The organism is Halomonas alkalisoli (genome assembly GCF_021412585.1).
In the GTDB taxonomy this organism is placed as follows: Bacteria; Pseudomonadota; Gammaproteobacteria; order Pseudomonadales; family Halomonadaceae; genus Halomonas; species Halomonas alkalisoli.
Window position 1 is genome coordinate 1 of the sequence record NZ_JAKCMI010000046.1, and the last position, 24,451, is coordinate 24,451.

Annotated in this window: 15 protein-coding genes; 6 read left to right on the plus strand and 9 right to left on the minus strand. The window is 65.2% G+C overall.

What is annotated here, in order from left to right; genetic code table 11:
* Positions 1-789: 789 nt before the first annotated feature.
* From LY622_RS21580 to LY622_RS21590, 3 genes are read right to left on the minus strand one after another with little or no spacing between them, the layout of a single operon-like run.
* Positions 790-4,707 (minus strand): ATP-binding protein, encoded by a 3,918-nt coding sequence (locus tag LY622_RS21580; protein WP_234292781.1) that lies wholly within the window; start codon positions 4,705-4,707, stop codon positions 790-792.
* A gap of 32 nt (positions 4,708-4,739) precedes the next feature.
* Complete coding sequence (locus LY622_RS21585; RefSeq protein ID WP_234292782.1) at positions 4,740-5,423, minus strand: MiaE family protein; 684 nt, start codon at positions 5,421-5,423, stop codon at positions 4,740-4,742.
* A 26-nt stretch (positions 5,424-5,449) separates the two neighbouring features.
* Positions 5,450-5,929 carry a DUF1289 domain-containing protein gene (locus LY622_RS21590; protein ID WP_234292783.1) on the minus strand — a complete coding sequence of 160 codons (480 nt, stop codon included), beginning with the start codon at positions 5,927-5,929 and terminating at the stop codon, positions 5,450-5,452.
* Positions 5,930-6,242: 313 nt separating this feature from the next.
* On the opposite strand from LY622_RS21590, the gene acnB reads away from it, so the two are divergent.
* The 3 genes from acnB (at position 6,243) to rraA (ending at position 10,447) form a co-directional block, all read left to right on the plus strand.
* Positions 6,243-8,846, plus strand: a complete 2,604-nt coding sequence (gene acnB, locus LY622_RS21595) for a bifunctional aconitate hydratase 2/2-methylisocitrate dehydratase (protein ID WP_234292784.1) — start codon at positions 6,243-6,245, stop codon at positions 8,844-8,846.
* A 356-nt stretch (positions 8,847-9,202) separates the two neighbouring features.
* Positions 9,203-9,805 (plus strand): porin family protein, encoded by a 603-nt coding sequence (locus LY622_RS21600; RefSeq protein ID WP_234292785.1) that lies wholly within the window; start codon positions 9,203-9,205, stop codon positions 9,803-9,805.
* Between the two features lie 153 nt (positions 9,806-9,958).
* Positions 9,959-10,447 carry a ribonuclease E activity regulator RraA gene (rraA, locus tag LY622_RS21605; RefSeq protein WP_234292786.1) on the plus strand — a complete coding sequence of 163 codons (489 nt, stop codon included), beginning with the start codon at positions 9,959-9,961 and terminating at the stop codon, positions 10,445-10,447.
* A 202-nt stretch (positions 10,448-10,649) separates the two neighbouring features.
* Here rraA and LY622_RS21610 read toward each other — a convergent pair whose 3' ends face one another.
* Positions 10,650-10,859 (minus strand): hypothetical protein, encoded by a 210-nt coding sequence (locus tag LY622_RS21610; protein ID WP_234292787.1) that lies wholly within the window; start codon positions 10,857-10,859, stop codon positions 10,650-10,652.
* 448 nt (positions 10,860-11,307) lie between these two features.
* On the opposite strand from LY622_RS21610, the gene LY622_RS21615 reads away from it, so the two are divergent.
* Entirely contained in the window at positions 11,308-13,167 is a 1,860-nt protein-coding gene (locus tag LY622_RS21615) for a glycerophosphodiester phosphodiesterase family protein (RefSeq protein WP_234292863.1), read from the plus strand.
* Positions 13,168-13,196: 29 nt separating this feature from the next.
* Here LY622_RS21615 and ggt read toward each other — a convergent pair whose 3' ends face one another.
* Both ggt and ppsA read right to left on the minus strand, forming a co-directional pair.
* Positions 13,197-14,966 (minus strand): gamma-glutamyltransferase, encoded by a 1,770-nt coding sequence (ggt, locus tag LY622_RS21620; protein ID WP_234292788.1) that lies wholly within the window; start codon positions 14,964-14,966, stop codon positions 13,197-13,199.
* A gap of 167 nt (positions 14,967-15,133) precedes the next feature.
* Complete coding sequence (gene ppsA / locus LY622_RS21625) at positions 15,134-17,506, minus strand: phosphoenolpyruvate synthase (RefSeq protein ID WP_234292789.1); 2,373 nt, start codon at positions 17,504-17,506, stop codon at positions 15,134-15,136.
* A 235-nt stretch (positions 17,507-17,741) separates the two neighbouring features.
* Between ppsA and ppsR the strand changes: the two genes are divergently transcribed.
* Positions 17,742-18,575, plus strand: coding sequence for a posphoenolpyruvate synthetase regulatory kinase/phosphorylase PpsR (ppsR, locus tag LY622_RS21630; protein ID WP_234292790.1), 834 nt, complete (start codon positions 17,742-17,744; stop codon positions 18,573-18,575).
* A 3-nt stretch (positions 18,576-18,578) separates the two neighbouring features.
* The gene (locus tag LY622_RS21635; protein ID WP_234292791.1) at positions 18,579-19,355 is read left to right on the plus strand and encodes a DUF3750 domain-containing protein; all 777 of its coding nucleotides are present in this window, start codon (positions 18,579-18,581) and stop codon (positions 19,353-19,355) included.
* 515 nt (positions 19,356-19,870) lie between these two features.
* Here LY622_RS21635 and LY622_RS21640 read toward each other — a convergent pair.
* The 3 genes from LY622_RS21640 to LY622_RS21650 form a co-directional block, all read right to left on the minus strand.
* Entirely contained in the window at positions 19,871-21,091 is a 1,221-nt protein-coding gene (locus LY622_RS21640; protein WP_234292792.1) for a CaiB/BaiF CoA transferase family protein, read from the minus strand.
* Between the two features lie 26 nt (positions 21,092-21,117).
* On the minus strand, positions 21,118-22,299 hold the full coding sequence (locus LY622_RS21645; protein ID WP_234292793.1) for an acyl-CoA dehydrogenase: 1,182 nt from the start codon (positions 22,297-22,299) through the stop codon (positions 21,118-21,120).
* 118 nt (positions 22,300-22,417) lie between these two features.
* Positions 22,418-23,812, minus strand: coding sequence for an MATE family efflux transporter (locus tag LY622_RS21650; protein WP_234292794.1), 1,395 nt, complete (start codon positions 23,810-23,812; stop codon positions 22,418-22,420).
* Positions 23,813-24,451: the final 639 nt, after the last annotated feature.

The following is a 24,451-nucleotide window of genomic DNA, read 5'->3' on the forward strand; positions in this document are numbered from 1 at the left end:
GCGGTGTTGCCAATGATCGCGGTAATAGCCAGCGACGGCGGCCTCCGCCGAGGCGCCTGACGGCGCCAGTCGCGATGCGGAGCAGCGCTCCAACAAGGTCGGCGACTACCCACTGTAGGAGGAAGCTTCAGCTCACGACTGGAGGCCGCAGGCCTCCCGGCGGTGTTGGAAAGGTTGCGGTTATCGCCGTGACGGCGGTCTCCGCCAAGGCGCCTGACGGCGCCAGTCGCGATGCGGAGCAGCGCTCCAACAGCTGCCTTTTCCTGTCATGGCAGGCGATGACCACCCTGTCGGAGCATCTTTAGATCCGGTCCGACGCATCGGCGACTGGAGGCCGAAGGACTCCTGGCGGTGTTGCCAATGATCGCGGTAATAGCCAGCGACGGCGGCCTCCGCCGAGGCGCCTGACGGCGCCAGTCGCGATGCGGAGCAGCGCTCCAACAGCTGCCTTTTACTGTCATGGCAGGCGATGACCACCCTGTCGGAGCATCTTTAGATCCGGTCCGACGCATCGGCGACTGGAGGCCGCAGGACTCCTGGCGGTGTTGCCAATGATCGCGGTAATAGCCAGCGACGGCAGCCTCCGCCAAGGCGCCTGGCGGCGCCAGTCGCGATGCGGAGCAGCGCTCCAACAAGGTCGGCGACTACCTCACTGTAGGAGGAAGCTTCAGCTCACGACTGGAGGCCGCAGGCCTCCCGGCGGTGTTGGAAATGTTGCGGTTATCGCCGTGGCGGCGGCCTCCGCCAAGGCGCCTATCGCCGCCTGCCACAAATGCAATCGCTCTATAGCTATGATTCCGCGTTTACCGCATGCGGCAGGCGCCTGTCCAGCAGGGTGCGCCAGCGCACCAGTACCGGCGCGTCGCTGTGGGTCACGTGGTTCAGCAGTTCGCGGAAGAGTTCGCGGGCGGCTTCGTCCCGGGTGTCGACCAGGGTCAACCAGACTTCCAGGGCGCAGAGTTCCTGATGTCGGTTCTCGTGCAGGCGGGCATATTCCAGCGCTTGTTCCACCAGCAGGCGTATCTCGGACTGCGGACGAGCCAGGTGGTGACGAACACGGGCCAGCTGTACGGCCAGCTCGGGCACGAACAGGGTGCTGCGGTCGCGGGCGATCAGCAGACACTGGTCGAGATAATCCTCGGCGCTGGCCAGCTCGTCGAGGGCAATGCAGGCGTCGCTGTACCAGAGGTTGGGGCGATGGTAGCGGTCGCGGCCGGTGATCTCGCCGAGTTCCTCCTGGGCACCATCCATGATCAGCAGACCATCCCGGTCGCCGGATAGCGCGCGGCGCCAGCCCAGCACCCCCTGCGCCGATACCTGCCACAGGTGTAGGTCGGGGGTCTCGGTCAGGGTGACCGCCTGCTCGGCGCGCTGCGCCGCCAGGTGAACATGGCCGAGCTGGCGGTAGAGTGCGGCGGCAAACAGCAGCGCCATGGCCAGCGAGCCGGGGTGGCCGATCCGCTCGGCCAGGCGAATGGCGGACTCGACCTGCTGTTCGGCGCGACGATAGTCGCCGCGCAGGCAGATCGCCCAGCCCTGGAAGCAAGCGGCGGCCACCTGCGGGTGTTCGGAGAACGGTAGCCACTCGATCATCATCGGCTGCTCGAGGGGGGCGATCTCGTCCAGGTGATCGTAGGCCTGGCTGATACGCCCGGCCCAGTATTCGCAGTTGGCACGCGAATAGTCGGCCAGGCGGCGGTAGCGCGGATCTTCCAGCCGGCCGGCGATGGATGCCAGGCTGGCGGCCAGCGAGAAGGCATCGGCATGGGCGTGGCGCTGGCTGCAGCCGACCCAGAGCCCCCATTTGACCAGAAAGGCCTGCTCCAGGTCTTCGGTGTCGTCGGCGCTGCAGCCTTCGCCCTGAACCAGCAGTTCACGGGCCCGGACGAAACTTTCGTGGGCCGTGGGCGACCCATGCCCTTCCAGGGCGAAGGCGGCCTGGCCGCGCACGGTGAGCAGGCTGATCTCGCGCTCGGCCTGCTCGTCGACGTGACGCAGGCTGGCCAGCCCGAAATCGGCCATCTTCAGTGCCGTTCGGTTGGCGCTGACCTTGAGGGCTTCACGGGCCGCCAGTTCGAAGTAGCGTGCGCCGCGGGCGTAGTGGCCGCTGCGGCGGAGATGGGTGGCGAAGTCGCCCGGGTGCCGGCCGATCCACATCGGGAAGCGCTCTTCGATCAGGCTCACCACCTGACGATGGATGCGCACGCGCACGTCCCGCGGGCAGGAGAGATAGGCGGCTTCCTGAAGCAACTGATGGCTGAACTGGAATTCACGGCAGCCGCCCTCGCCACCGGCGGGTTCGATGATCTCCAGACGACGCATCTGCTCCAGGGCACGGTTGAGCTGTGGCATTTCCCAGCCGCTGCATTCGGCCAGGAAGTCCAGGCGGAAGCGTCGGCCGAGCACGGCCGCCACGTGGGCCACTTCCCGGTCGCCGTCGAGCTGGTCGATACGCCCCGCCAGCAGGCCCAGCAGGCCACGCGGCAGCTCATCGAGATGAACGCTGCGCCCTTCCCGGCGATCGATCTCCAGGCGACGACAGATCTCCTGCATGTAGAGCGGCACGCCATCGCAGCGCTCGATGATCTGGCCACGCAGGCGCGGGCTGAGGTGCAGCCGGTAGCGTCGTGCCAGCTGGGAGAGCAGGCGCGACGACTGCATCGCGTCGAGGTGGCCAAGGGTGACCTGCTGGTCCCAGTGCAGACGCGTGGGCAACGCCTCGCGGCCGTGGTGGCTGGCCACCAGCAGGAAGGCGCAGTTGATCGGCAGCCGTGCCTGCAGGCCGGCCAGCACGCGGAAAGAGGGTTCGTCGAGCCACTGCAGGTCATCGATCATCAGCACCTGGGTGCGCTCGATGGCATGCCGCTCGATGACGCGGCAGAGCACGGCGACCACCAGGTCGGCCGCCTCGCCGCTCTTGGCGAGCTGTGCCACTTCGGGGGTTTCACGAACGCCCAGCGCCTCTTCCAGCAGGCTCAGCTGGTTACTGCTCAGGACCAGATCCGGGTGCTCCTCCAGCAGTGCGGTCAGGCTGTCGACATTGAGTTCGCCGTCCAGGCGCCAGCGCAGCAGGGTACGGGCCACGCCGTAGGGTTCCAGCACCGAGAGACGCGTGGTGGGCTGCCAGCAGATCGCCGCGTCGCGGCTCAGCTCCAGCTGGCGGAAACCCACCATCAGCGCCGACTTGCCCATGCCCGAGGCGCCGCGCACCAGCACGCTCTGGCGCAGGCCGATGCCGGCACGGGCCAGGGCGTCGCGCAGGGTGCGCAGCGGTGTTTCGCGGCCGACCAGGCTGGGCGGCATGGCGTCGCGCCCGCCTTCGTTGTGGCCCAGCACCAGGGCACGCAGACGCACGCGGCCGTCGCTCGCCACCAGCCGCGAGGAGAGACGCGGCTGCAGGTCCAGCGCCGGCGGCATGTGCTGGCTGGCCTCCTGGGAGATCACCAGTTCGCTGCCTTCCGCGGCGGTCATCAGCTCGAGGGCATTCTGGGTCACCTGGCCCAGCGGGTCGACCAGCTGGCGCTCGGGGAGGTAGACCACGCGGCCGCTGTTGAGGCCGGCGGCCAGTTCGATGCGCGGCGGTTCGCCTTCGCCGCTCCAGTGGCGCGTGATTTCGTCGGGCAGCACCCGGCGGCAGTGCTCGTACAGGGCGACCAGTTCGGCCAGCTGGTGGGCCGGACCGTGGGTACCGAAGCAGGCAAGGCCCAGGCCGCCGGTGGCGCCGGGCAACCAGAACCCTCCCAGGTGATGGCACTGCTGCTCCAGCCAGCGCATCAGCTCGATCTGCAGCGCCAGGCAGGCGCGGGTCTCGTCCCGGGCCGAGAATTCACCTTTCACGCGCAGGCGAATGGCCATGACCGAGAGCTGACGCTGCTCGATCTCGTCTTCGCGCAGCGGCGAGCTGCCGGCTGCCAGGGTGCGCGAGAAGGCGCCCTGCGGGGAGAGCCCCTGCAGGTCCGGATTGCCGTCGGACCAGTAGCGTGCGAGCTGCAGGAAGCCGGGCTCGGGCTGCTGTCCGGATAGGGCCAGCAGCTGCAGGTAGGCGCTGTACTGTTCATGGGCGGCCGCCAGTTGGCCCTGTTCGGCGAGCTGGCGCACCAGGCGTTCATGGAAGGGGCCGTAGCCGGAGAAGCGGCTGACCAGGGCCTGCAACAGGTGGTCGGGAACCTCGTCGTTGCTCTCGAGTATGGCCTCGGCAAAACGAATCACCCGCTGGCGCCACTCGTTGCGCAGCTGTACCAGCCAGCGCTGGAATTCGGTGCAGGACGGCAGCTGCAGCTCTTCCACCAGATCGCCACGGTACCGTTGAAGCAGCCGCTCCAGGGTTGCGATATCCTTGGGCCCATCGAGGAGCTGCTGGAGTTCGTGCAGATCGAAGCGCCAGGTCTCGGGCAGCCGGAAGGCGATGGTCTGGCGGGATACCACCAGCACTCGCTCGGCCTCCTCGCCCAGCGACTGTCGCAGGCAGTGCAGGGCATGGCGCAGGTTGGTGCGCCCGGAAGAGAGCCCCTGGTCCGGCCACAGCAATTCGGCCAGGCTAGCCCGGTTGACGGGTTGCTGGTGCAGCAACAGATAGACCAGTAGCGCCTTGACCTTGTCGTAACTGAACTGAGTGAGGACGTCATCGCCCAGTGTCAGAGAAAACTGTCCAAACAGCGCTAGCTGATCCCATTCGTTATTATGAACGTCTTGTGGAGCGTCCTGCATGTTGGGAACCCTGCATGGCGAAAGCGGCGGCCTCAGCCCGGCACACCACTGTGAAAACGAAACGCCTTGTCCGGCGTGGCTATCAGCTCTGCTTCGCGTTCGGCGAAAAAGGCAACCCGGTCGTCGATGGGCCCTGGAGCGAAATGCCGCGCCAACATTAGATAATCCTCGTAATGACGGCCTTCCGACTTAACCAGAGAGCGGTAGAACTTGGCAAGCTCGGCATCCAGGTGCGGAATGAGACGAGCGAACCGTTCACAGCTTCGTGCCTCGATATAAGCGCCAATAATAAGAATATCGACCAGTCGCCCCGGTTCTTGAGGCGTAACATGCCGACGCAGCCCTTCCGCATACCGGGAGGCGCTGAGATGCCGATAGACGATACCCCTCGCCTCCATCAGTTTCACTACCTGCTCGAAGTGCAGCAACTCCTCCCGGGCAAGCTGCGACATCTTGGTCAGCAACAACGGCTCATCGACGTAGCGATAGAGCAGGCTCATGGCGGTCGAGGCCGCCTTCTTTTCGCACTGCGCGTGGTCGATCAGCAGCAGTTCGGGGTTCTCGAGCGCCCAGGCGATCCAGGCATCGGGTGTCGCACAGGCGAGGAAATCGAGCAGGCCCGGTGGCAGCAGGGACTCGTCGCCTGGTGCTTCCCCTTTCTCTAAGATCGTTCCTGAAATCGGCTCGGAAATGGGCTTGGAAATAGTCTCGGGCATGGCATTGGCTCGAATGTGTGCTGTCGTTATGTCGATTTCGGAGGTACGACTAAAGAGACTCGGTTACTGTGCGCCTGCTGCTGTGCCTGGCGACATTCGGCGGCCTCGGTCAGCGCCTGGCTGAGCCGTGCGTGTAGTTCTGCGACATCCAGGCCAAGGGCCGCTTCGCCCGGCACCAGGCCGTAGCGCGACAGGTCCTGGATACGCGTGCGCCCCACCCGCAGCAGCTCCACGGCTCGCGAGAGCGCCGGCTGTTCGGGACGAAAGCGAATGCGGTAACGCAGCAGCTGAGCTTCGAGGCATTCGGCATCCACCACCTGCAGAAAGCGACCGGCCACGGTTTCCCGCAGGGCATCCAGTTCCGCCATGCGCGCTTCACGTTCGTCGCCAGACAGGCCGAACCAGTCGAGTATCTCGACATCGCCACGCTGGCAACCGCGACAAACCGGGTCGCCGAGAGTGGTGGAACAGAGCCCTACGCAGGGAGATGTGATGCTGGCAGCCATGTCGCTTCCGACCTCGATCAGTACCCTCTTTCGATCAATACCCGCTCTCATTCGGCGCCCATGGTAACGCGACCCGTCGCGACTGGCACCTGTCGAACTCCCTTCACTGTAGCGAGATTTGTAACCGAGCGAACATCCCGACGACCAAAGTTCAAGGCGGCCGCCAAGGGGGTCGCCTTAACATTGTCGACAGTTTGGCGTAGAATCGCCGCACCTAAGTGACCCGGTTGTTTCACTAGCCAGAGCAGCCATTTCGCCGATTCGGTTGCTGTATCGGCGTGCTTTGGCCACCACTATAGAAGAGGGCCCCCACGTGCTTGAAGCCTATCGCCAACATGTCGAGGAACGCGCCGCCGAGGGCGTCCCGCCGAAGCCTCTGAATGCCGAACAGGTCGTCGCTCTGGTCGAACTGCTGAAGAACCCGCCCGCCGGTGAAGAGGAGTTCGTTCTCGACCTGCTGACCAACCGCGTTCCGCCGGGCGTGGACGAGGCAGCCTACGTCAAGGCCGGCTTCCTGACCGCCATCGCCAAGGGTGAGGCCAGCTCTCCGCTGATCGACAGGGTGCATGCTGTCAAGCTGCTGGGCACCATGCAGGGCGGCTATAACATCGTCTCGCTGGTCGAACTGCTAGACGACGCCGACCTGGCCAAGGAGACCGGCGAGCAGCTCAAGCACACCCTGCTGATGTTCGACGCCTTCCACGACGTGGAAGAGCGTGCCCGCGCCGGCAACGCCGTGGCCAAGGACGTCATGCAGTCCTGGGCCGAGGCCGAGTGGTTCCTCTCCAAGCCGGCCCCGGCCGAGAAGATCACCCTGACGGTGTTCAAGGTGCCCGGTGAGACCAACACCGATGACCTCTCCCCTGCCCCGGACGCCTGGTCGCGCCCCGACATTCCGCTGCACGCCAACGCCATGCTCAAGAACGAGCGCGAAGGCATTGTGCCCGAAGTGCCCGGCACCACCGGTCCGCTCAAGCAGATCGAGGAAGTGAAGGCCAAGGGTTTCCCGGTCGCCTACGTCGGCGACGTGGTGGGTACCGGTTCCTCGCGCAAGTCCGCCACCAACTCGGTGCTCTGGTTCTTCGGCGACGACATCCCCAACGTGCCCAACAAGCGCGCCGGTGGCTTCTGCTTCGGCGGCAAGATCGCTCCGATCTTCTTCAACACCATGGAAGATTCCGGCGCCCTGCCCATCGAGATGGACGTTGCCAACATGGAAATGGGCGACGTCATCGACGTCTACCCCTATGAAGGCAAGGTGTGCAAGCACGGCACCGACGAGGTCGTCACGACCTTCGAACTCAAGACCCAGCTGATCCTCGACGAAGTGCGCGCCGGTGGCCGCATTCCGCTGATCATCGGCCGCGGCCTGACCGGCAAGGCGCGCGAATCGCTGGGCCTGGCGCCCTCCGACGTCTTCCGCCTGCCCGAGCAGCCCGTCGACACCGGCAAGGGCTTTACCCTGGCCCAGAAGATGGTCGGCAAGGCTTGCGGCATGGACGGCGTACGCCCGGGCATGTACTGCGAGCCGAAGATGACCACCGTGGGCTCCCAGGACACCACCGGCCCGATGACCCGCGACGAGCTCAAGGACCTGGCGTGCCTGGGCTTCCAGGCCGACCTGGTGATGCAGTCCTTCTGCCACACCGCCGCCTATCCCAAGCCGGTGGACGTGGATACCCACCACACCCTGCCCGACTTCATCATGAACCGTGGCGGCGTCTCGCTGCGCCCGGGCGACGGCATCATCCACAGCTGGCTGAACCGCATGCTGCTGCCCGACACCGTGGGCACCGGCGGCGATTCCCACACCCGCTTCCCGATGGGCATCTCCTTCCCGGCGGGCTCCGGCCTGGTGGCCTTCGCCGCCGCCACCGGCGTCATGCCGCTGGACATGCCGGAGTCGGTGCTGGTGCGCTTCAAGGGCAAGCGTCAGCCCGGCGTCACCCTGCGTGACCTGGTCCACGCCATTCCCTACTACGGGATCAAGAGCGGCCTGCTGACCGTGGCCAAGGCGGGCAAGAAGAACGCCTTCTCCGGCCGCGTGCTGGAGATCGAAGGTCTCGACGACCTCACCGTCGAGCAGGCCTTCGAGCTCTCCGACGCCTCCGCCGAGCGCTCTGCCGCCGGCTGCACCATCACGCTCTCCGAAGAGAGCGTCGCCGAGTACCTGAAGTCCAACATCACCCTGTTGAAGTGGATGATCAGCAATGGCTACGGGGAAGAGCGCACCATCGGCCGCCGCATCGCGGCGATGGAAGAGTGGCTGGCCAACCCGAGCCTGATGCGCGCCGACAAGGACGCCGAGTACGCCGAGGTCATCGAGATCGACCTGGACGAGATCAAGGAGCCGATCCTCTGCGCGCCGAACGACCCGGACGATGCCCGCCTGCTCTCCGAGGTGGCCGGCGAGAAGATCGACGAAGTGTTCATCGGCTCGTGCATGACCAACATCGGCCACTTCCGCGCCGCGGGCAAGCTGCTCGAGAAGCAGCCGGCCGGCAGCCTGAAGACCCGCCTGTGGCTGGCACCGCCGACCAAGATGGACCAGCACCAGCTGACCGAAGAGGGCTACTACGGGATCTATGGCCGCGCCGGGGCGCGCATGGAGATGCCGGGCTGCTCGCTGTGCATGGGCAACCAGGCCCGCGTTGCCGCCAAGAGCACCGTGGTCTCCACCTCGACCCGCAACTTCCCCAACCGCCTGGGCGATGGCGCCAATGTCTACCTGGCGTCTGCCGAGCTGGCCGCGGTCGCTGCCGTCGAGGGTCGCCTGCCGACGGTCGAGGAGTACCAGCGTTACATGGGAGAATTCGACGCGATGGCCGGAGAGATCTATCGTTACATGAACTTCCATGAAATCGAGGAGTATCAGAAAGCGGCCTCGAATGTGATTCCCGTAGCCCAGGAAGCCTGATAGGCTACGACCCCGGAAGCATTATTTCGACTCCGATGCTCGCAACATCGAAGGCCCCCATCCAAGGATGGCGGCCGGAGCCGATGACCAAAGCGCCCCTTTTTTTGGGGCGCTTTTTTTATGCGTGGCCAATCGTGGAACGCCAATGGCGACGGCAGCGAACCTTTCGTAACCCAAGTCAGCTTGTGGCGGCCTGACTCCGAGTCTACGTTATAGATGTCATAGGGGGTCACAGCTCTGCGTCTGCTTAACGTTCTGCATCAGCGCACCCACATTAGTGGGCAAACACCACATGACCACTACATAACGAAAAAAAGCCAAGGATATCAAGGCCAAGGGACATCAAGGAGAATAACATGTCGAAGAATGGACTACTGACTGCTGCGCTCGCCTCTGCCGCACTGCTGGCCGCCAATACCGCACTCGCCAACCCGCCGCATCAGCCATACGCCTATCTCGGCCTGGGCACCGGCTTCAGCTCGCTGGAAAACGACCGCGACGAGGTCGACAACTTCATCGAGAGCGAAGGTCGCAATTTCAGCATCGATGATGACGGCAACGTCTGGAAGGGCTTCGCCGGTTATCAGATCAACCGCTACCTGGCAGCCGAAGTCTTCTATGCCGACCTGGGCAGGGTCCGGCTGCGCGGCCAGGAGGGCGCCAGCACTGACCTGGAGTCCACCGCCTATGGTGCCAGTCTGGTCGGCCAGTTCCCGATAACGCCCTGGTTCAGCCCCTATGCCAAGATCGGTGCAGCCAACTGGGAGACCGAGGTCAAGGGCAACCTGGGCGATGCCGAGCTGGATCTGCAGGACAACGATGGCTTCGATCCGGTCTATGGCGTCGGCGCCCAGTTCAACCTCAACCCGATCATGGTGCGGGCCGAGTATGAGCGCTACGACTTCGATAGCGACTACACCATCGATACGTTCACTGCCTCGGTGGGGTTCCGCTTCTAGGCACTTCCCCTTCTGCCGCTACACATGACGCCGGGCCCTTGCCCGGCGTCGTCATATCTTGATGATAGCTGCGACGAAACGACGACGGAGACGCCGCAGGAACTGTGGCATCATCGTGTCATCACCCCCATTTCCCCAGGCAAGGAGCCCTGCATGAGCGCCATCATCACGCCCGACATCTGCGACGCCCACCCCGAGGTTCAGGTACTCGACCCGATCTTCGTCAACTTCGGCGGCCGCGAGGCATTCTGCGGACCGGTGCGTACCGTGAAGTGCTTCGAGGACAACTCGCTGGTCAAGGAGGCGGTTGCCGAGCCCGGAGACGGTGCGGTGCTGGTCGTGGATGCCGGTGGCTCCCATCGCTGTGCCATGCTGGGTGACATGGTTGCCGAGCAGGCGGTCGACAACGGCTGGTCCGGCGTGGTGCTCTACGGCTGCGTTCGCGATGTCGACGTACTAGCCGAAACCGACCTGGGGGTGCAGGCCCTCGGCACCCATCCGCGCAAGAGCGAGAAGCGCGGCGAAGGGCAGCGGGACGTACCCGTCACCTTCGCCGGCGTCACCCTCAAGCCCGGCCAATGGCTGTACGCGGACAACAACGGCATCGTCGTCGCCGAAGCGCGCTTGACCCTGGAGGGGTGACGAAGCTTCCGGTGTTGGCGGCGGTCGTTAACACTGGCAACACCGCCGCGGCATGAAGAGAGAGCAACTGTTGGAGCGCTGCTCTGCATCGCGACTGGCGCCGGTAGGCGCCTTGGCGGCGGCCTCAGCCACCGCGATAACCGCAACGTTACCGACACCGCCGGGAGGCCTTCGGCCTCCAGTCGTGAGCTGAAGCTTCCTCCTACAGGGTGGTAATCGCTTGCCACGGCATGAAAGAGCAACTGTTGGAGCGCCGCTCCGCGTCGCGACTGGCGCCGCCAGGCGCCTCGACGGAGGCCGCCGCCACGGCGATAGCCGCAACATTACCGACACCGCCGGGAGGCCTGCGGCCTCCAGTCGCGATCTGAAGATGCTCCGACAGCGGTGTAGCATCGTCGGAGAACAGAATCATTGTTGGAGCGCCGCTCCGCGTCGCGACTGGCGCCGCCAGGCGCCTCGGCGGAGGCCGCCGCCACGGCGATAGCCGCAACGTTACCGACACCGCCGGGAGGCCTGCGGCCTCCAGTCGCCGATGCGTCGGACCGGAGCTAAAGCTTCCTCCTACAGGGTGGTAATCGCTTGCCACGGTAGGAAAAATCCGCTGTTGGAGCGCTGGTTTCCATCGCGACTGGCGCCGATAGGCGCCTTGGCGGAGGCTGCCGCCACGGCGATAACCGCAACGTTACCGACACCGCCGGGAGGCCTTCGGCCTCCAGTCGCGATCTGAAGATGCTCCGACAGCGAACGTTTCTAGCGTCGGCAACGACACCATCGCCCTTGCCTTATTCACTTTTTCAATGCCACTCTAACATCATGAATCCCAACGACTCGCAAACGTGCTGACACCCTCATCGCTGGCAATGGACGTGCTGCGCAGCCTGCGCGAGCACCTGCGCCCTCTCGTGGCGTATCACCTGTTCTTCACCGTGCTCGCTTCGAGCCTGCTACTGCCGTCCGTTGCCTGGGCCCTGACCAGCCTGCTGGGCCGTATCAGCCAGCCGGTGATCACCAACGCGGAGCTGCTGGACCTGCTGCTCACGCCTGCCGGGATACTCTGGGCACTGGCGGCGATCGGCATGGTGTTCGTGGTGCTCTTCCTGCAACAGGCGGGGATGATTCTGGTAGCGGTTCGACGCCGCGACAACCACTACCAGCTCGCTTTCATCGCCCTGTGGCAGACCCTGCATCGGGCACCCGCGCTGATCGGCCTGGTGGTAGTCCAGGTCGGGGCTCACCTGCTGTTGATGCTGCCTATAGCACTGCTGCTCGGCTGGCTCTATGACCTGATCATTGGCGGGCTGGATTCCTATTATGTGCTCCGGGTACGCCCCCCTGCGTACTGGCAATACCTGGCCGCCGCTACCCCACTGGTCGCGGCCTGGGCCTTCGTGGCGGCGACGCTCTACTTCCGCTGGATTCTGGCGCTGCCCATCGTCACCCTTGAGCAGAAGTCGCCGCTGGCAGCCCTGGCTCGCAGTCGAGAGCTGACCCGTGGCAGCAAGGGCCACGTGGCGCTGGTCGTGCTGGTTCTGCTGGTGGTGATCGTCGCCCTGCCCTTCGTCGCCAGCTGGATCTTCGATCGCATCTTCACCCCCATGCTCTGGTGGCTGCCGGAGCGCAATGCGGTGTTGATCCCGGCCATGCTGGCCTACCTGACCGGCTATGTGCTGGTGACGCTGGCCATTACCTTCCTCGGTATCGCGGCCAACGCGCTGCTCTCCGCCTGCCTCTACCTGCGGCTGGCCCACCGGGAGCCCCGACCTGCCCCGCCGCCGCCTGACGCCCATCCAGGCCGCCTGGCATGGGGCGTGGAGCTGGGGGTCGTGATCTTCGCCCTGGCCCAGGCCTGGTGGATCGTCAACAGTTTCGAGCTGCGTGATGACGTGATCAACATCGCCCACCGCGGCAGTTCCATGGCGGCGCCGGAGAACACCCTGGCCGCTATCGAGCAGGCGCTCGTGGACCGGGCAGACTACGTCGAGATCGATGTGAGGATAACGGCCGATGGCGAGGTCGTGCTCTATCATGATCGCAGCCTGCAGCGGCTCACCGGCGACCCCCGCAACCTCCGCGACCTGACACTGGAGGAGCTGCAGGCCTTCGACGTGGGGAGCTGGTTCGGCGATGCCTTCGTCGGCGAGCGCATCCCCAGCCTGGACGAAGCGCTACAGGCGGTGAGAGGACGTAGCGCCCTGATGATCGACATGAAGCCCGACCCGGGCGGTGAGCTGGCGCTGGTGGAGGCGGTGCTCGCGTCGATCCGGCGAGAAGCGGCGGCAAGAGAGCAGTGCCTCGACATGCTTTCGCCGGCGCAATCCACGACCCGCTGCGGAGATCCCGATGTGATCGGCGAAACCCGCGTCGCGGTGATGTCGCCGGGGGTGGTGCGGATGGTGAAGGAGCACGAGCCCGAGCTGCGCGTGACCCTGCTGGCCCAGTTGGTCATGCCGGGCACCCTTGAGCGCCGCGGCTTCGATGCGCTGGGCCTGCGGCACAATCGCATCACCGATAACGAGATACGCCTGGCCCGTGAGCTGGGCTACGAGGTGCATGCCTGGACGGTGAACGACCGGGCCCGCATGTCGCAGCTGATCGACCTGGGGGTGGACGCCATCATCACGGACTACCCGGACCGCCTCACCGAACTGATGCGGGACCGGCGTGAACTCAGCGATGGCGCCCTGCTGCTGGTCAAGTTGCGCAACTGGTTGCGGAACTGATCCTCAGTCCCCGTTCTCAGTCCCCGTTCTCAGTCCCCCATGACCACCCCTTCGCGCCGCGGATCGGCACCGCCGAAGAAGCCCTCCTCTGTCCTCATGATCGCCTGCAGGCCACTGGTCAGCTCACGCTCGCTGGCGTCGTGGCCGCGCTGGTTCAGCGCTTCCAGCACCGCGGGGTCGAAACGCCCCTCCTCGAGGAAAGCCGGCCCCCCGAGGGTAATGGCATGGGGCAGGTCCAGCGCCTCCTGGGCGTTCAGCCCCCAGTCGAGCATCGCCACCAAGGCCTTGGCAGTGTAGTGGATGATCGCCGCGCCACCCGGCGAGCCGAGGCTGGCGATCAGCTCGTCGCTTTCCCGATCGAAGACCAGGGTCGGGCTCATGCTCGAGCGTGGCCGCTTGCCCGCCTCCACCCGGTTGGCGATCGGCGAGCCGTCGGCGTCCAGGGGGCGGAAGGAGAAGTCGGTCAGCTCATTGTTGAGCAGGTAGCCTCCCGGCAGGCCGGTTCCGCCATCGGTCAGCATGCGCGAACCGAACGCTGCTTCGATGGTGGTGGTCATGGCCAGGCCATTGCCCTCCTCGTCAATGATGCTGATGTGGCTGGTGCCGTATTCCGGCTGGCTCGGCTGTACCGCCCAGGAGGTTTCGATGGCACCGGGATTGCCCGGCCGGGCGCCATCGGGGCCCATGCTCTGCTCCTCGATGAGTTCGGCCCGCTGGGCCAGGTAGTCGGGCTCGAGCATGGCGCTCCAGCTCCCACCCGGGGGGTCGACGAAGTCCGGGTCGGCGATATACATCCCTCGGTCGGCGAAGGCGAGCCGCGAGGCTTCGAGGAAGCGATGCAGCCATTCGACGCTGGGCTGCCCCTCTTCCAGAGGCGTCTCCAGTTCCGGCAGATGCTCCATGGTCCCGAGGATCTGCATGATGGTCAGGTGGCCGGACGACGGAGGCGGAAAGCCGCAGACACGATAGGCCTGCCAGTCGGTGCAGATGGGATCGCGCTGCTTGGCCACATAGGTCGCCATGTCCTCGAGGCTGATGGCGCCCGGATGATTCGGATGGCTCTGGACCCGCTGCACCAGGTCCTCGGCGATGTCGCCGGTATGCATCGCCTTGCTGCCGTGTTCGGCAATCTCACGCAGAATGGCGCCCAGTGCCGGATTCTTGAGCAGGTGACCCTCCTCGAGCGGCTCGCCGTCCTCGGTGTAGTAGAAGGCACCGCCCCGGGCATCGTCGCGCAGCCGTTCTTCGCCGGCCAGGCTGGTGTGCAGCCGATGACTGACGGCAAACCCCTCCTCGGCGAGGGTGATAGCAGGGGCGAACAGTTCTGCCCAGGGCAGCTTGCCGTGCTCACCGTGTGCCTTCTCCAGCATGCGCACGGTGCCCGGCACGCCCACCGAAAGCCCGCTGGCAGCGGCATCCATGAACTCCAGCGGCTCACCATCCCCATTGAGGAACAGCGATTCACTGGCAGCCCTGGGGGCAGTTTCGCGACCATCGAAGGCCGTCACGTCACTGCCGTCGAAATGCATCAGGAAAGCGCCGCCGCCGATGCCGCTGGACTGAGGCTCGACCAGGGTGAGTACCATCTGCACGGCAATGGCCGCGTCTACCGCCGAACCGCCCGCCCTGAGCACCTGATAGCCGGCATCGGTGGCGAGCGGGTTCGCCGCCGCCACCGCGAAACGCTCCGTCGCCCACCCGGGCTTTTCGCTGTAGCCGGACGCCCTTTCCGGCTCGATGGCGGAGGCTTCGTACTGAAACGCAACGTCGGCAAGGGCAACCACCGGCAACCCCAGCATAGTTGCGGATACGACAATGCCTAACCAGTTTCGACGTAAAGAAACGGTCTGATAATCCATGGGAGCGGCCCTCAGTAACTCCGTGTAAGAGAGGCTTACAGCATAGGCGAAAAAAAGCCCGAATGACGACAATCAAACGGGCTCTTGAGTTACGTAATGTTGCGGGATTACTCGATCGTTTCACCCGCCAGCATGAACCAGGTTTCCAGTACCGCATCGGGGTTCAGGGACACGGAGTCGATGCCCTGCTCCATCAGCCATTTGGCCAGATCCGGGTGGTCGGAGGGGCCCTGGCCGCAGATGCCCACGTACTTGCCCTGGGCCTTGCAGGCTTGGATCGCCATGCTCAGCAGCTTGAGCACCGCCGGGTTCCGCTCATCGAAGAGGTGAGCGACGATGCCGGAATCCCGGTCCAGGCCCAGGGTCAGCTGGGTCAGGTCGTTGGAGCCGATGGAGAAGCCGTCGAAGTACTCGAGGAACTCGTCGGCCAGCAGCGCGTTGGCCGGCAGCTCGCACATCATGATGACCTGCAGGCCGTTGTCGCCCCGCTTCAGGCCGTTGGCCGCCAGCAGTTCGACCACTTCCCGCGCCTCGTCGGTGGTGCGCACGAAGGGCACCATGATCTCGACGTTGTCGAGGCCCATCTCGTCGCGGACCCGCTTGAGTGCCTTGCACTCCAGTTCGAAACAGGGGCGGAAGGCGTCGGAGATGTAGCGGGAAGCACCGCGGAAGCCCAGCATGGGGTTCTCTTCGCCGGGCTCATAGAGCTTGCCGCCGATCAGGTTCTCGTATTCGTTGGACTTGAAGTCCGACAGCCGCACGATGACGCGCTGCGGGTGGAAGGCGGCCGCCAGGGTCGAGATGCCCTCGACCAGCTTGTCGACGTAGAAGGTCACCGGGTCGGCATAGCCGGCGGTGCGCATGTCGATGGTCTGCTGCAGCTCCAACGGCAGGGTGTCGTACTCGAGCAACGCCTTGGGGTGGACGCCGATCATGCGGTTGATGATGAACTCCAGGCGCGCCAGGCCGACACCGGCATGGGGCAGCCCGGCGAAGCCGAAGGCACGATCCGGGTTGCCCACGTTCATCATGATCTTGAACGGGATCTCGGGCATGGCATCGACGGTGGAGACGCGACGGTCGTAATCGAGCAGCCCCTCGTAGACGTGGCCGGTATCGCCTTCGGCACAGGAGACGGTGACATCACGGCCATCCTGGAGACTGTCGGTGGCATCACCACAGCCCACCACGGCCGGGATGCCCAGCTCACGAGCGATGATCGCCGCGTGGCAAGTGCGGCCGCCACGGTTGGTGACGATCGCCGAGGCGCGCTTCATGATCGGTTCCCAGTCGGGATCGGTCATGTCGGTGACCAGCACATCCCCGGCCTTGACCTTGTCCATATCGTCCGGCGAGAAAACGACCTTCACCGCGCCACGCCCGATGCGCTGGCCGATGGCCCGGCCGGTGACCAGGGTGCGCCCCTTCTCCTTGAGGTGGAAGCGCTCCAGCTTGCCGCCCTCCAGCTGGGAGACCACGGTCTCGGGGCGTGCCTGGACGATATAGAGCTCACCATCGTCACCGTCCAGTGCCCACTCGATATCCATGGGTCGGCCGTAGTGCTCCTCGATGGTCATCGCCTGGCGCGCCAGGGCCATCACCTGCTCGTCGTTGATGCTGAAGCGGGCACGATCCTTCAGGGGAACATCCACGGTGGAGACCGACTTGCCGGCGCTGGCATCGTCGCCATAGACCATCTTGATCAGCTTGGAGCCGAGGTTGCGGCGCAGCACGGCCGGGCGACCGGCGGCCAGGGTCGGCTTGTGTACGTAGAACTCGTCCGGGTTGACCGAGCCCTGCACCACGGTCTCGCCCAGCCCCCAGGAGGCGGTGACGAACACCGCATCGCGGTAGCCGGACTCGGTGTCCAGGGTGAACATCACACCGCTCGAGCCGGTTTCGGAACGCACCATCTTCTGGATGCCCGCCGACAGCGCCACGTTCTCGTGGGCGTAGCCCCGGTGCACCCGGTAGGAGATGGCGCGGTCGTTGAACAGCGAGGCGAAGACCTCATGCACCGCACGCTTGATGTTGTCGAAGCCTTCGATATTGAGGAAGGTCTCCTGCTGGCCGGCGAAGGAGGCATCCGGCAAGTCCTCGGCGGTGGCCGAGCTGCGGACTGCCGCCTTGAGATTGGGATGCTGGGTGGCCAGCTTGTCGTAGGCGGTGCGCAGGTGTTCCTCGAAGGTGGGCGGCAGCGGCGTGTCGATCACCCACTGGCGGATCTCGGCACCCACCCGCGACAGCTCGGTGACGTCGTCGACGTCGAGCCGGTTGAGGGCCTGGTTGATGCGCTCGTTGAGCCCCTCGTGGGTGAGGAACTCGCGATAGGCGTGGGCCGTGGTGGCGAAACCGCCGGGGACGGTGACACCGGCTCCCGACAGGTTTGAGATCATCTCACCCAGGGAGGCATTCTTGCCGCCGACCCGTTCCACGTCGTCCATGCCGAGCTGGTCGAACCACAGGATGTAATCTTCCACGAGACCCCCTTGATCTTCGAAGCCTGGTCACAGGCAAATGGTGCAATGGTCGACACCTTAACCGGATGCTTCCATATTCGCCATTGGTCTAACATCGAAGTCAGTGGAGGATTTTTACAACAGTCGTCCCTTTTGCCGCGTTTTTGTAGTGAACACCGAAAGAGCCACGCCTTGCCCGAGACGCCACCAGCCCCGACAATGGGTATCGTCCCCGTACACGGAAGCCGCTTTCGCCATGTCCCGTACCGCCTTCTTCATTTCCGACGGCACCGGCATTACCGCCGAAAGCCTCGGCCGCAGCCTGCTGGCACAGTTCGAGAACGTCGATCTGCGCATGCTCACCAAGCCTTACATCGACACCGTCGACAAGGCGCGCACCCTGGTCGAGATCATCGAAGCCACGGCGGTACGCGACGGTGAGCAGCCGATCATCATCGACACCATCGTCGACGAGGGCATTCGCGACGTGATCCGTAGCGCCACCGGGTTCAAGGTCGATATCTTCTCGACCTTCCTCAAGCCGCTGGAGCAGGAGCTGGGCACGCACTCCAGCTACAGCGTCGGGCGCACCCACTCCATCGGCAAGGACGAGGTATACATGGACCGCATTCATTCGGTCCATTTCGCCCTGGACAACGACGACGGTGCCCGAACCCACCAGTACGATCAGGCCGACGTGATCCTGGTGGGGGTCTCCCGCTGCGGCAAGACCCCCACGTCGCTCTACCTGGCGCTGCAGTTTGGTATCCGCGCCGCCAACTATCCACTCACCGAGGACGACCTCGACGAGAACGGCACGCTCAAGCTGCCCAAGGTACTGGCGGCCCATCGACACAAGCTGTTCGGGCTGACCATCGATCCACGGCGGCTGACGGCGATACGCCACGAGCGCCGACCCAACAGTCGCTACAGCTCGCTGGACCAGTGCGCCCAGGAAGTCGAACAGGCCGAAGGGCTCTATCGCCAGATGCATATCCCCTTCATCGATACCACGCGCTTCTCGATCGAGGAGATCTCCACCCGCATGATCGCCGAGACCGGATTGAGCCGGCGGTTCTCCCCGCGCTAGCCAATGAAGAAACTGCTCGCATTCGTGATGGTGCTTGCGCTCTTCGGCGGAGGGCCCCTCTACCTGTGGTGGCTCGGCGATATCGACGCACGCGGCGACTGGCGTAGCGCCAATCGCGCCAGTGCCGGGCTGGCGCCCGCCCTGGAGAACACGCCCGAGGCCGTGGTGCAGGTCTACTCGGCGCGAGCCTTCAATTGGCGGGGTATCTTCGCCGTGCATGCCTGGGTCGTGACCAAGCCGCAGGGGGCTTCCCAGTACACCATTCATCAGGTTACCGGCTGGGGGCGCCCCACCCTCTCATCCCGCCCGGGGACGCCCGACCGCGCCTGGTTCGGCAGTACGCCCAGCGTCCATGCCACGCTCTGCGGCGCCGCTGCCGAACGCGCCATCGAACAGATCGAGGCGGTCCTGCCGGCATACCCCTATATGGATCGCTATCGCGCCTGGCCAGGCCCCAACAGCAATACGTTCGTGGCCTGGCTCATTCGGGAAGTGCCGGCACTCGACGCCGCCCTGCCCTCCACCGCCGTGGGCAAGGACTACCTGGGCCGCCAGGTCGTGGCCCGCAGCCCGAGCGGCACAGGGGTACAGGTTTCGCTGGGCGGGTACCTCGGCGGAGCCATTGGCATCGAGGAAGGATTGGAGGCACATCTGGGAGGGCTGGTGGTCGGCATCGACCCCCGCGCCCTGGGCATCAAACTGCCCGGCGTCGGCACGCTGGGGTTGCGGGGCGGGCAGGAAACCACAGGCCCGGCCGAGTGCCCGCGGGAGGGAGGATAAGTCAGTGCGCCAACAAGGTTGGCAGCCGCCGCCAAGGCGCCTGCCGGCGCCAGTCGCGATGGGAACCAGCGCTCCAACAGCGATTCTCTCCGCCAACGGTGCTACCCCGTTGTTGGAGTATCTTTAGATCACGACTGGAGGCCGAAGGCCTCCCGGCGGTGTTGCTATTGTTGGCGATCACTGCCAACGACGGCAGCCTCCGCCAAGGCGCCTGCCGGCGCCAGTCGCGATGCGGAGCAGCGCTCCAACAGCTGTTCTTTCCACCAACGGTGCCACGCCGTTGTAGGAGGAAGCTTTAGCTCACGACTGGAGGCCGAAGGACTCCTAGCGGTGTTGCCAATGCTGACTATCACTGCCAACGACGGCAGCCTCCGCCAAGGCGCCTGCCGGCGCCAGTCGCGATGGGAACCAGCGCTCCAACAGCGATTCTCTCCGCCAACGGTGCTACCCCGTTGTTGGAGTATCTTTAGATCACGACTGGAGGCCGAAGGACTCCCGGCGGTGTTGCCAACGCCTCAACGCACCACGCCTTCCCGCTTCAGCCTGGCGATATCGTCGGGCGAGAGCCCCATCTCGGCGAGTATCGCGTCGCTGTCCTGGCCGAGCCGGGGCGGAGCCACGTCGCTGGTGGCGTGCTGGCCGTCGAAGCGCAGCGGGTTGCTCACCTGGGGCACGTCGAGGTCGCCACGCTTAAGGGTGCGCTGCATTCCCCGATGACGAACCTGAGGGTCGTCGAAGACTTCGCTGATGGTGTTGATGGGCCCGGCGGGAATACCGCGGGCTTCCAGTTCCGCCAGCCAGTCGTCACGGGTCCGGGTGCGGAAGATCGCCTGGATCAATGGCACCAACTGGTCACGATTGCCCACCCGGGCCTCGTTGGTGGCATAGGCGGAATCCTCCGCCCACTCCGGATGACCGAACAGTTCCGCCAGCCTGGCAAACTGACTGTCGTTGCCCACGGTGAGCACCAGGTAGCCGTCGGCGCAGGCGAAGGCCTGGTAGGGAACGATGTTGGGGTGGGCATTGCCATGGCGCTGGGGCGACTGGCCGCTGACCAGCGCATTGAGCGACTGATTGGCCAGTGCCGCCACCTGTACGTCGAGCAGGGCCACATCCACATGCCGACCCAGCCCGGTACGCTCCCGCTCGTGCAGCGCTGCCAGCACGCCGATGGTGGCATAGAGCCCGGTGGTGACGTCGGTGATCGCCACCCCGGTCTTCATCGGCATGCCGTCCGGCTCGCCGCCGATGCTCATCAGCCCGCCCATGGCCTGGATCATGAAATCGTACCCGGCGCGGGGGGCATAGGGTCCATCCTGGCCGAAACCGGTGATGGAACAGCCGATCAGCCTGGGATTCAACGCATGCAGGCTGGCGTAGTCGAGGCCATACTTGGCCAGCCCACCCACCTTGAAGTTCTCCAGCACGATATCGGCGCCCGTCGCCAGCTGGCGAATCAGCGCCTGGCCATTCTTGGTGGCAATGTCCACCGCAAGCGACTGCTTGCCGCGATTGGCGCAGAGGAAATAGGCGGCCACCCGCTCGGGATCGTCGCCACCTGCCTCCAGGTCATTGCCGAGCCAGGGCGGGCCCCAGCCGCGGGTGTCGTCGCCGCGCTCGGGATGTTCGATCTTGATCACGCGTGCGCCGAGGTCGGCGAGTAGCTGGCCGGCCCAGGGGCCGGCCAGTACGCGCGACATATCCAGCACCGTAATACCTTCCAGCGGTCGGCTCATGGAGTCTCCTCGCGCATCACCGCCTATCAATTGGCGAAAGCCTGAATACCCGTCTGAGCCCGCCCCAGGATCAGGGCGTGTACGTCATGCGTACCCTCGTAGGTATTCACCGCCTCGAGGTTCATCATGTGGCGAATCACGTGGTATTCGTCGGAGATGCCGTTGCCGCCGTGCATGTCGCGGGCAACCCGGGCGATATCCAGCGCCTTGCCGCAGTTGTTGCGCTTGATCAGCGAGATCGCCTCCGGCACCAGCTGGCCGTCATCGATCATGCGACCTACGCGCAGCGCGGCCTGCAGGCCCAGAGCGATCTCGGTCTGCATGTCGGCCAGCTTCTTCTGGATCAGCTGGTTGGCGGCCAGCGGGCGGCCAAACTGCTTGCGATCCAGGGTGTATTCGCGGGCGGCATGCCAGCACGCCTCGGCGGCCCCCATGGTGCCCCAGGCGATGCCGAAGCGGGCGCGGTTGAGGCAGGAGAACGGCCCCTTGAGCCCGGTGACGCCGGGCAGGCGCTGGTCGTCGGAGACCTCGACATCCTGGATGGCGATCTGGCCGGTGATGGAGGCGCGCAGGCTGAACTTGCCCTCGATCTTGGGCGCGGAGAGACCGGGCATGCCTTTCTCGAGGATGAAACCGCGGACCACGCCCTCCTCGTCCCTGGCCCAGACCACGAACACGTCGGCGATGGGCGAGTTGGTGATCCAGGTCTTGGTACCGTTGAGGCGCCAGCCACCATCGGTGCGCACGGCGCGGGTGGACATGCTGCCCGGGTCGGAGCCGTGGTCGGGTTCGGTGAGACCGAAGCAGCCCACCCACTCGCCGGTGGCCAGCTTGGGCAGGTACTTGTCACGCTGGGCATCGGTGCCGAAGGCGTGGATCGGGTACATCACCAGGCTGGACTGCACGCTCATGGCACTGCGGTAGCCGGAGTCGACGCGCTCCACCTCCCGGGCGATGAGGCCGTAGCTGACGTAGTTCATGCCGGCGCAGCCATAGCCGTCGATGGTGGCGCCGAGCAGGCCCAGCTCCCCCATCTCGTTCATGATCTCGCGGTCGAAGTGCTCGTGGCGGTTAGCCTCCAGCACCCGCGGCATCAGCTTGTCCTGACAGTAGTCATGGGCGGTTTGCAGCACCATGCGCTCGTCTTCGTCCAACTGATCGATCAGGCGGAACGGGTCTTCCCAGGTAACGGGGGTGATCTGGCTCATTGGAGGCTCTCCGTGATAAATATCTACATTTTTATAGAATGTAGACCATGAGAGCCACCCTGCCAACCCCTCTGTCGCTATTTTTTCTGTACGGCATCCTGCATGACCACGGCCTCGACTAGCCTGGGGCCGGCATCTGCGGCGCGCGCTCTTGAAGACGACGGTGAATGAGTCGCCAGGCCACCAGCCCGATCAACAGGTTGGCGATAAACATACCGATGAAGATGCCGGCTGGCCCTGCCAAGACACCGCCCAGCCAGGCAAGCGGCACGGTCAGCAAGAAGAGCCGAATGACCGAGAGACGCATGGCCCGCCCGGGCTCGTGCAGGGCATTGAGCGATGAGACGGCGAGGATGACGACGCCCTGGGCTCCCAATCCCAATGGCACCCACCACAGGAAGGCCCGCAGGACCTCTGCCATGGCCTCACTGTCGGCATAGCTGCCTACCAGCCAGGGCGCCAGCAGCTGCAGCAGCAGCCATACGCCGAACTGCCAGGCGATCACGAAACCGAAGCAGCCGAAGATGGCGTGTCGCACCCGGTCGTGCTGAGCGGCGCCGATGTTCTGGCTCACCAGCGGTGGAAGCGTCATGGAGAGCGCCAGGACGGCGATTTGGGCGAAGGCATCGATACGCGTGCCGACCCCGAAGCCCGCTACCGCGTGGTGGCCGTGGTCGGCGACGATCCGCGTCACCAGGGCAAGCGCCAGTGGCGTAAAGACGCTGGTGATGGCAGCGGGAACGGCAATGCGCGACAGCTCACGCCAGGAAGCCAGCATGTCCGCCAGGGGCAGCTGCCGGAAGACCAGACAATCCCGCAGTTCGCGCTGAAAGAAGAGCGCCGCGGTCATCAATCCCCAGCTGAGCACGGTGGCGAGAGCCGCCCCCTGTACGCCCAGTTCGGGAAAAGGGCCCACGCCGAAGATCAGCAGCCAGTCGAGCAGCCCATTGAGCAGGGCCGCCAGCGCCATCATCAGCCCGGGGATCAGGGTATTGCCCTGGGCTCGCAACACGCTGTTGAGTACCCGGGGCACGATGACTGCCGCTGCCCCCAGGTACCAGATGCCCATGTAGTCGCGCACATGGGGCATGAGTGCCTCGTCGGCACCCAGCAGCCGGAACAGCGGGTCGATTGTCGCCAAGCCCAGCGCGGTGAGGACAAGGCCAACAACCAGCGCGAGCAGCGCCGCATCGGTGGCACGCCGGCGCACCGTGGCGAGATCCCCCTGCCCCAGTCTTCTGGCAACGACCGCCGAGGTGCCTATCCCCAGCCCGATCGCCAGGCTGATCACCGCGAAGACCACCGGAAAGGTGAAGGAAACCGCCGCCAGCGGCTCGGTACCCAGCCGTGCGATGAACCAGGAGTCCACCAGGTTGAAGCTGAGCATGGCGATCATGCCACCCACCACCGGCAGGCTCTTGCGCAGCAGGGTCGCCGCGATAGGCCCTTCGAGAAGTTCGCGGCGAACGGGACGGCGGGATGGCCGATCAGCGGATGGCGATGAAAGCGTCATGAAGCCTCGAATACATGAAACAGGCTCACGATTGTGCCCGCTTCCTGAAGACGTGCCAAAGGGGGCATCCGCCGAGGCGCCTGGCGGCGCCAGTCGCGACGCGGAGCAGCGCTCCAACAATGATCCTATCCACCAACGCGAACCGCACCGCTGTTGGAGCATCTTTAGATCGCGACTGGAGGCCGCAGGCCTCCCGGCGGTGTTGTCGATGCTGGCGACCACTGCCAACCTCGGCAGCCTCCGCCAAGGCGCCTGGCGGCGCCAGTCGCGACGCGGAGCGGCGCTCCAACAATGATTCTCTCCACCGACGTTACCAAGGCGCCTGGCGGCGCCAGTCGCGATGGGAACCAGCGCTCCCACAAGGTCAGCAGTAACCGCGCTGTAGGAGTATTTTTAGATCCGGTCCGACGCATCGGCGACTGGAGGCCGCAGGCCTCCCGGCGGTGTTGCCGATGCTGGCGACCACTGCCAACCTCGGCAGCCTCCGCCGGGCGCCTGGCGGCGCCAGTCGCGACGCGGAGCGGCGCTCCAACAATGATTCTCTCCACCGACGTTGCCAAGGCGCCTACCGGCGCCAGTCGCGATGCAGAGTCGGAGCGCCGAACCGAGCGCTCCAACAGCGATCTTTTCAACCAACGG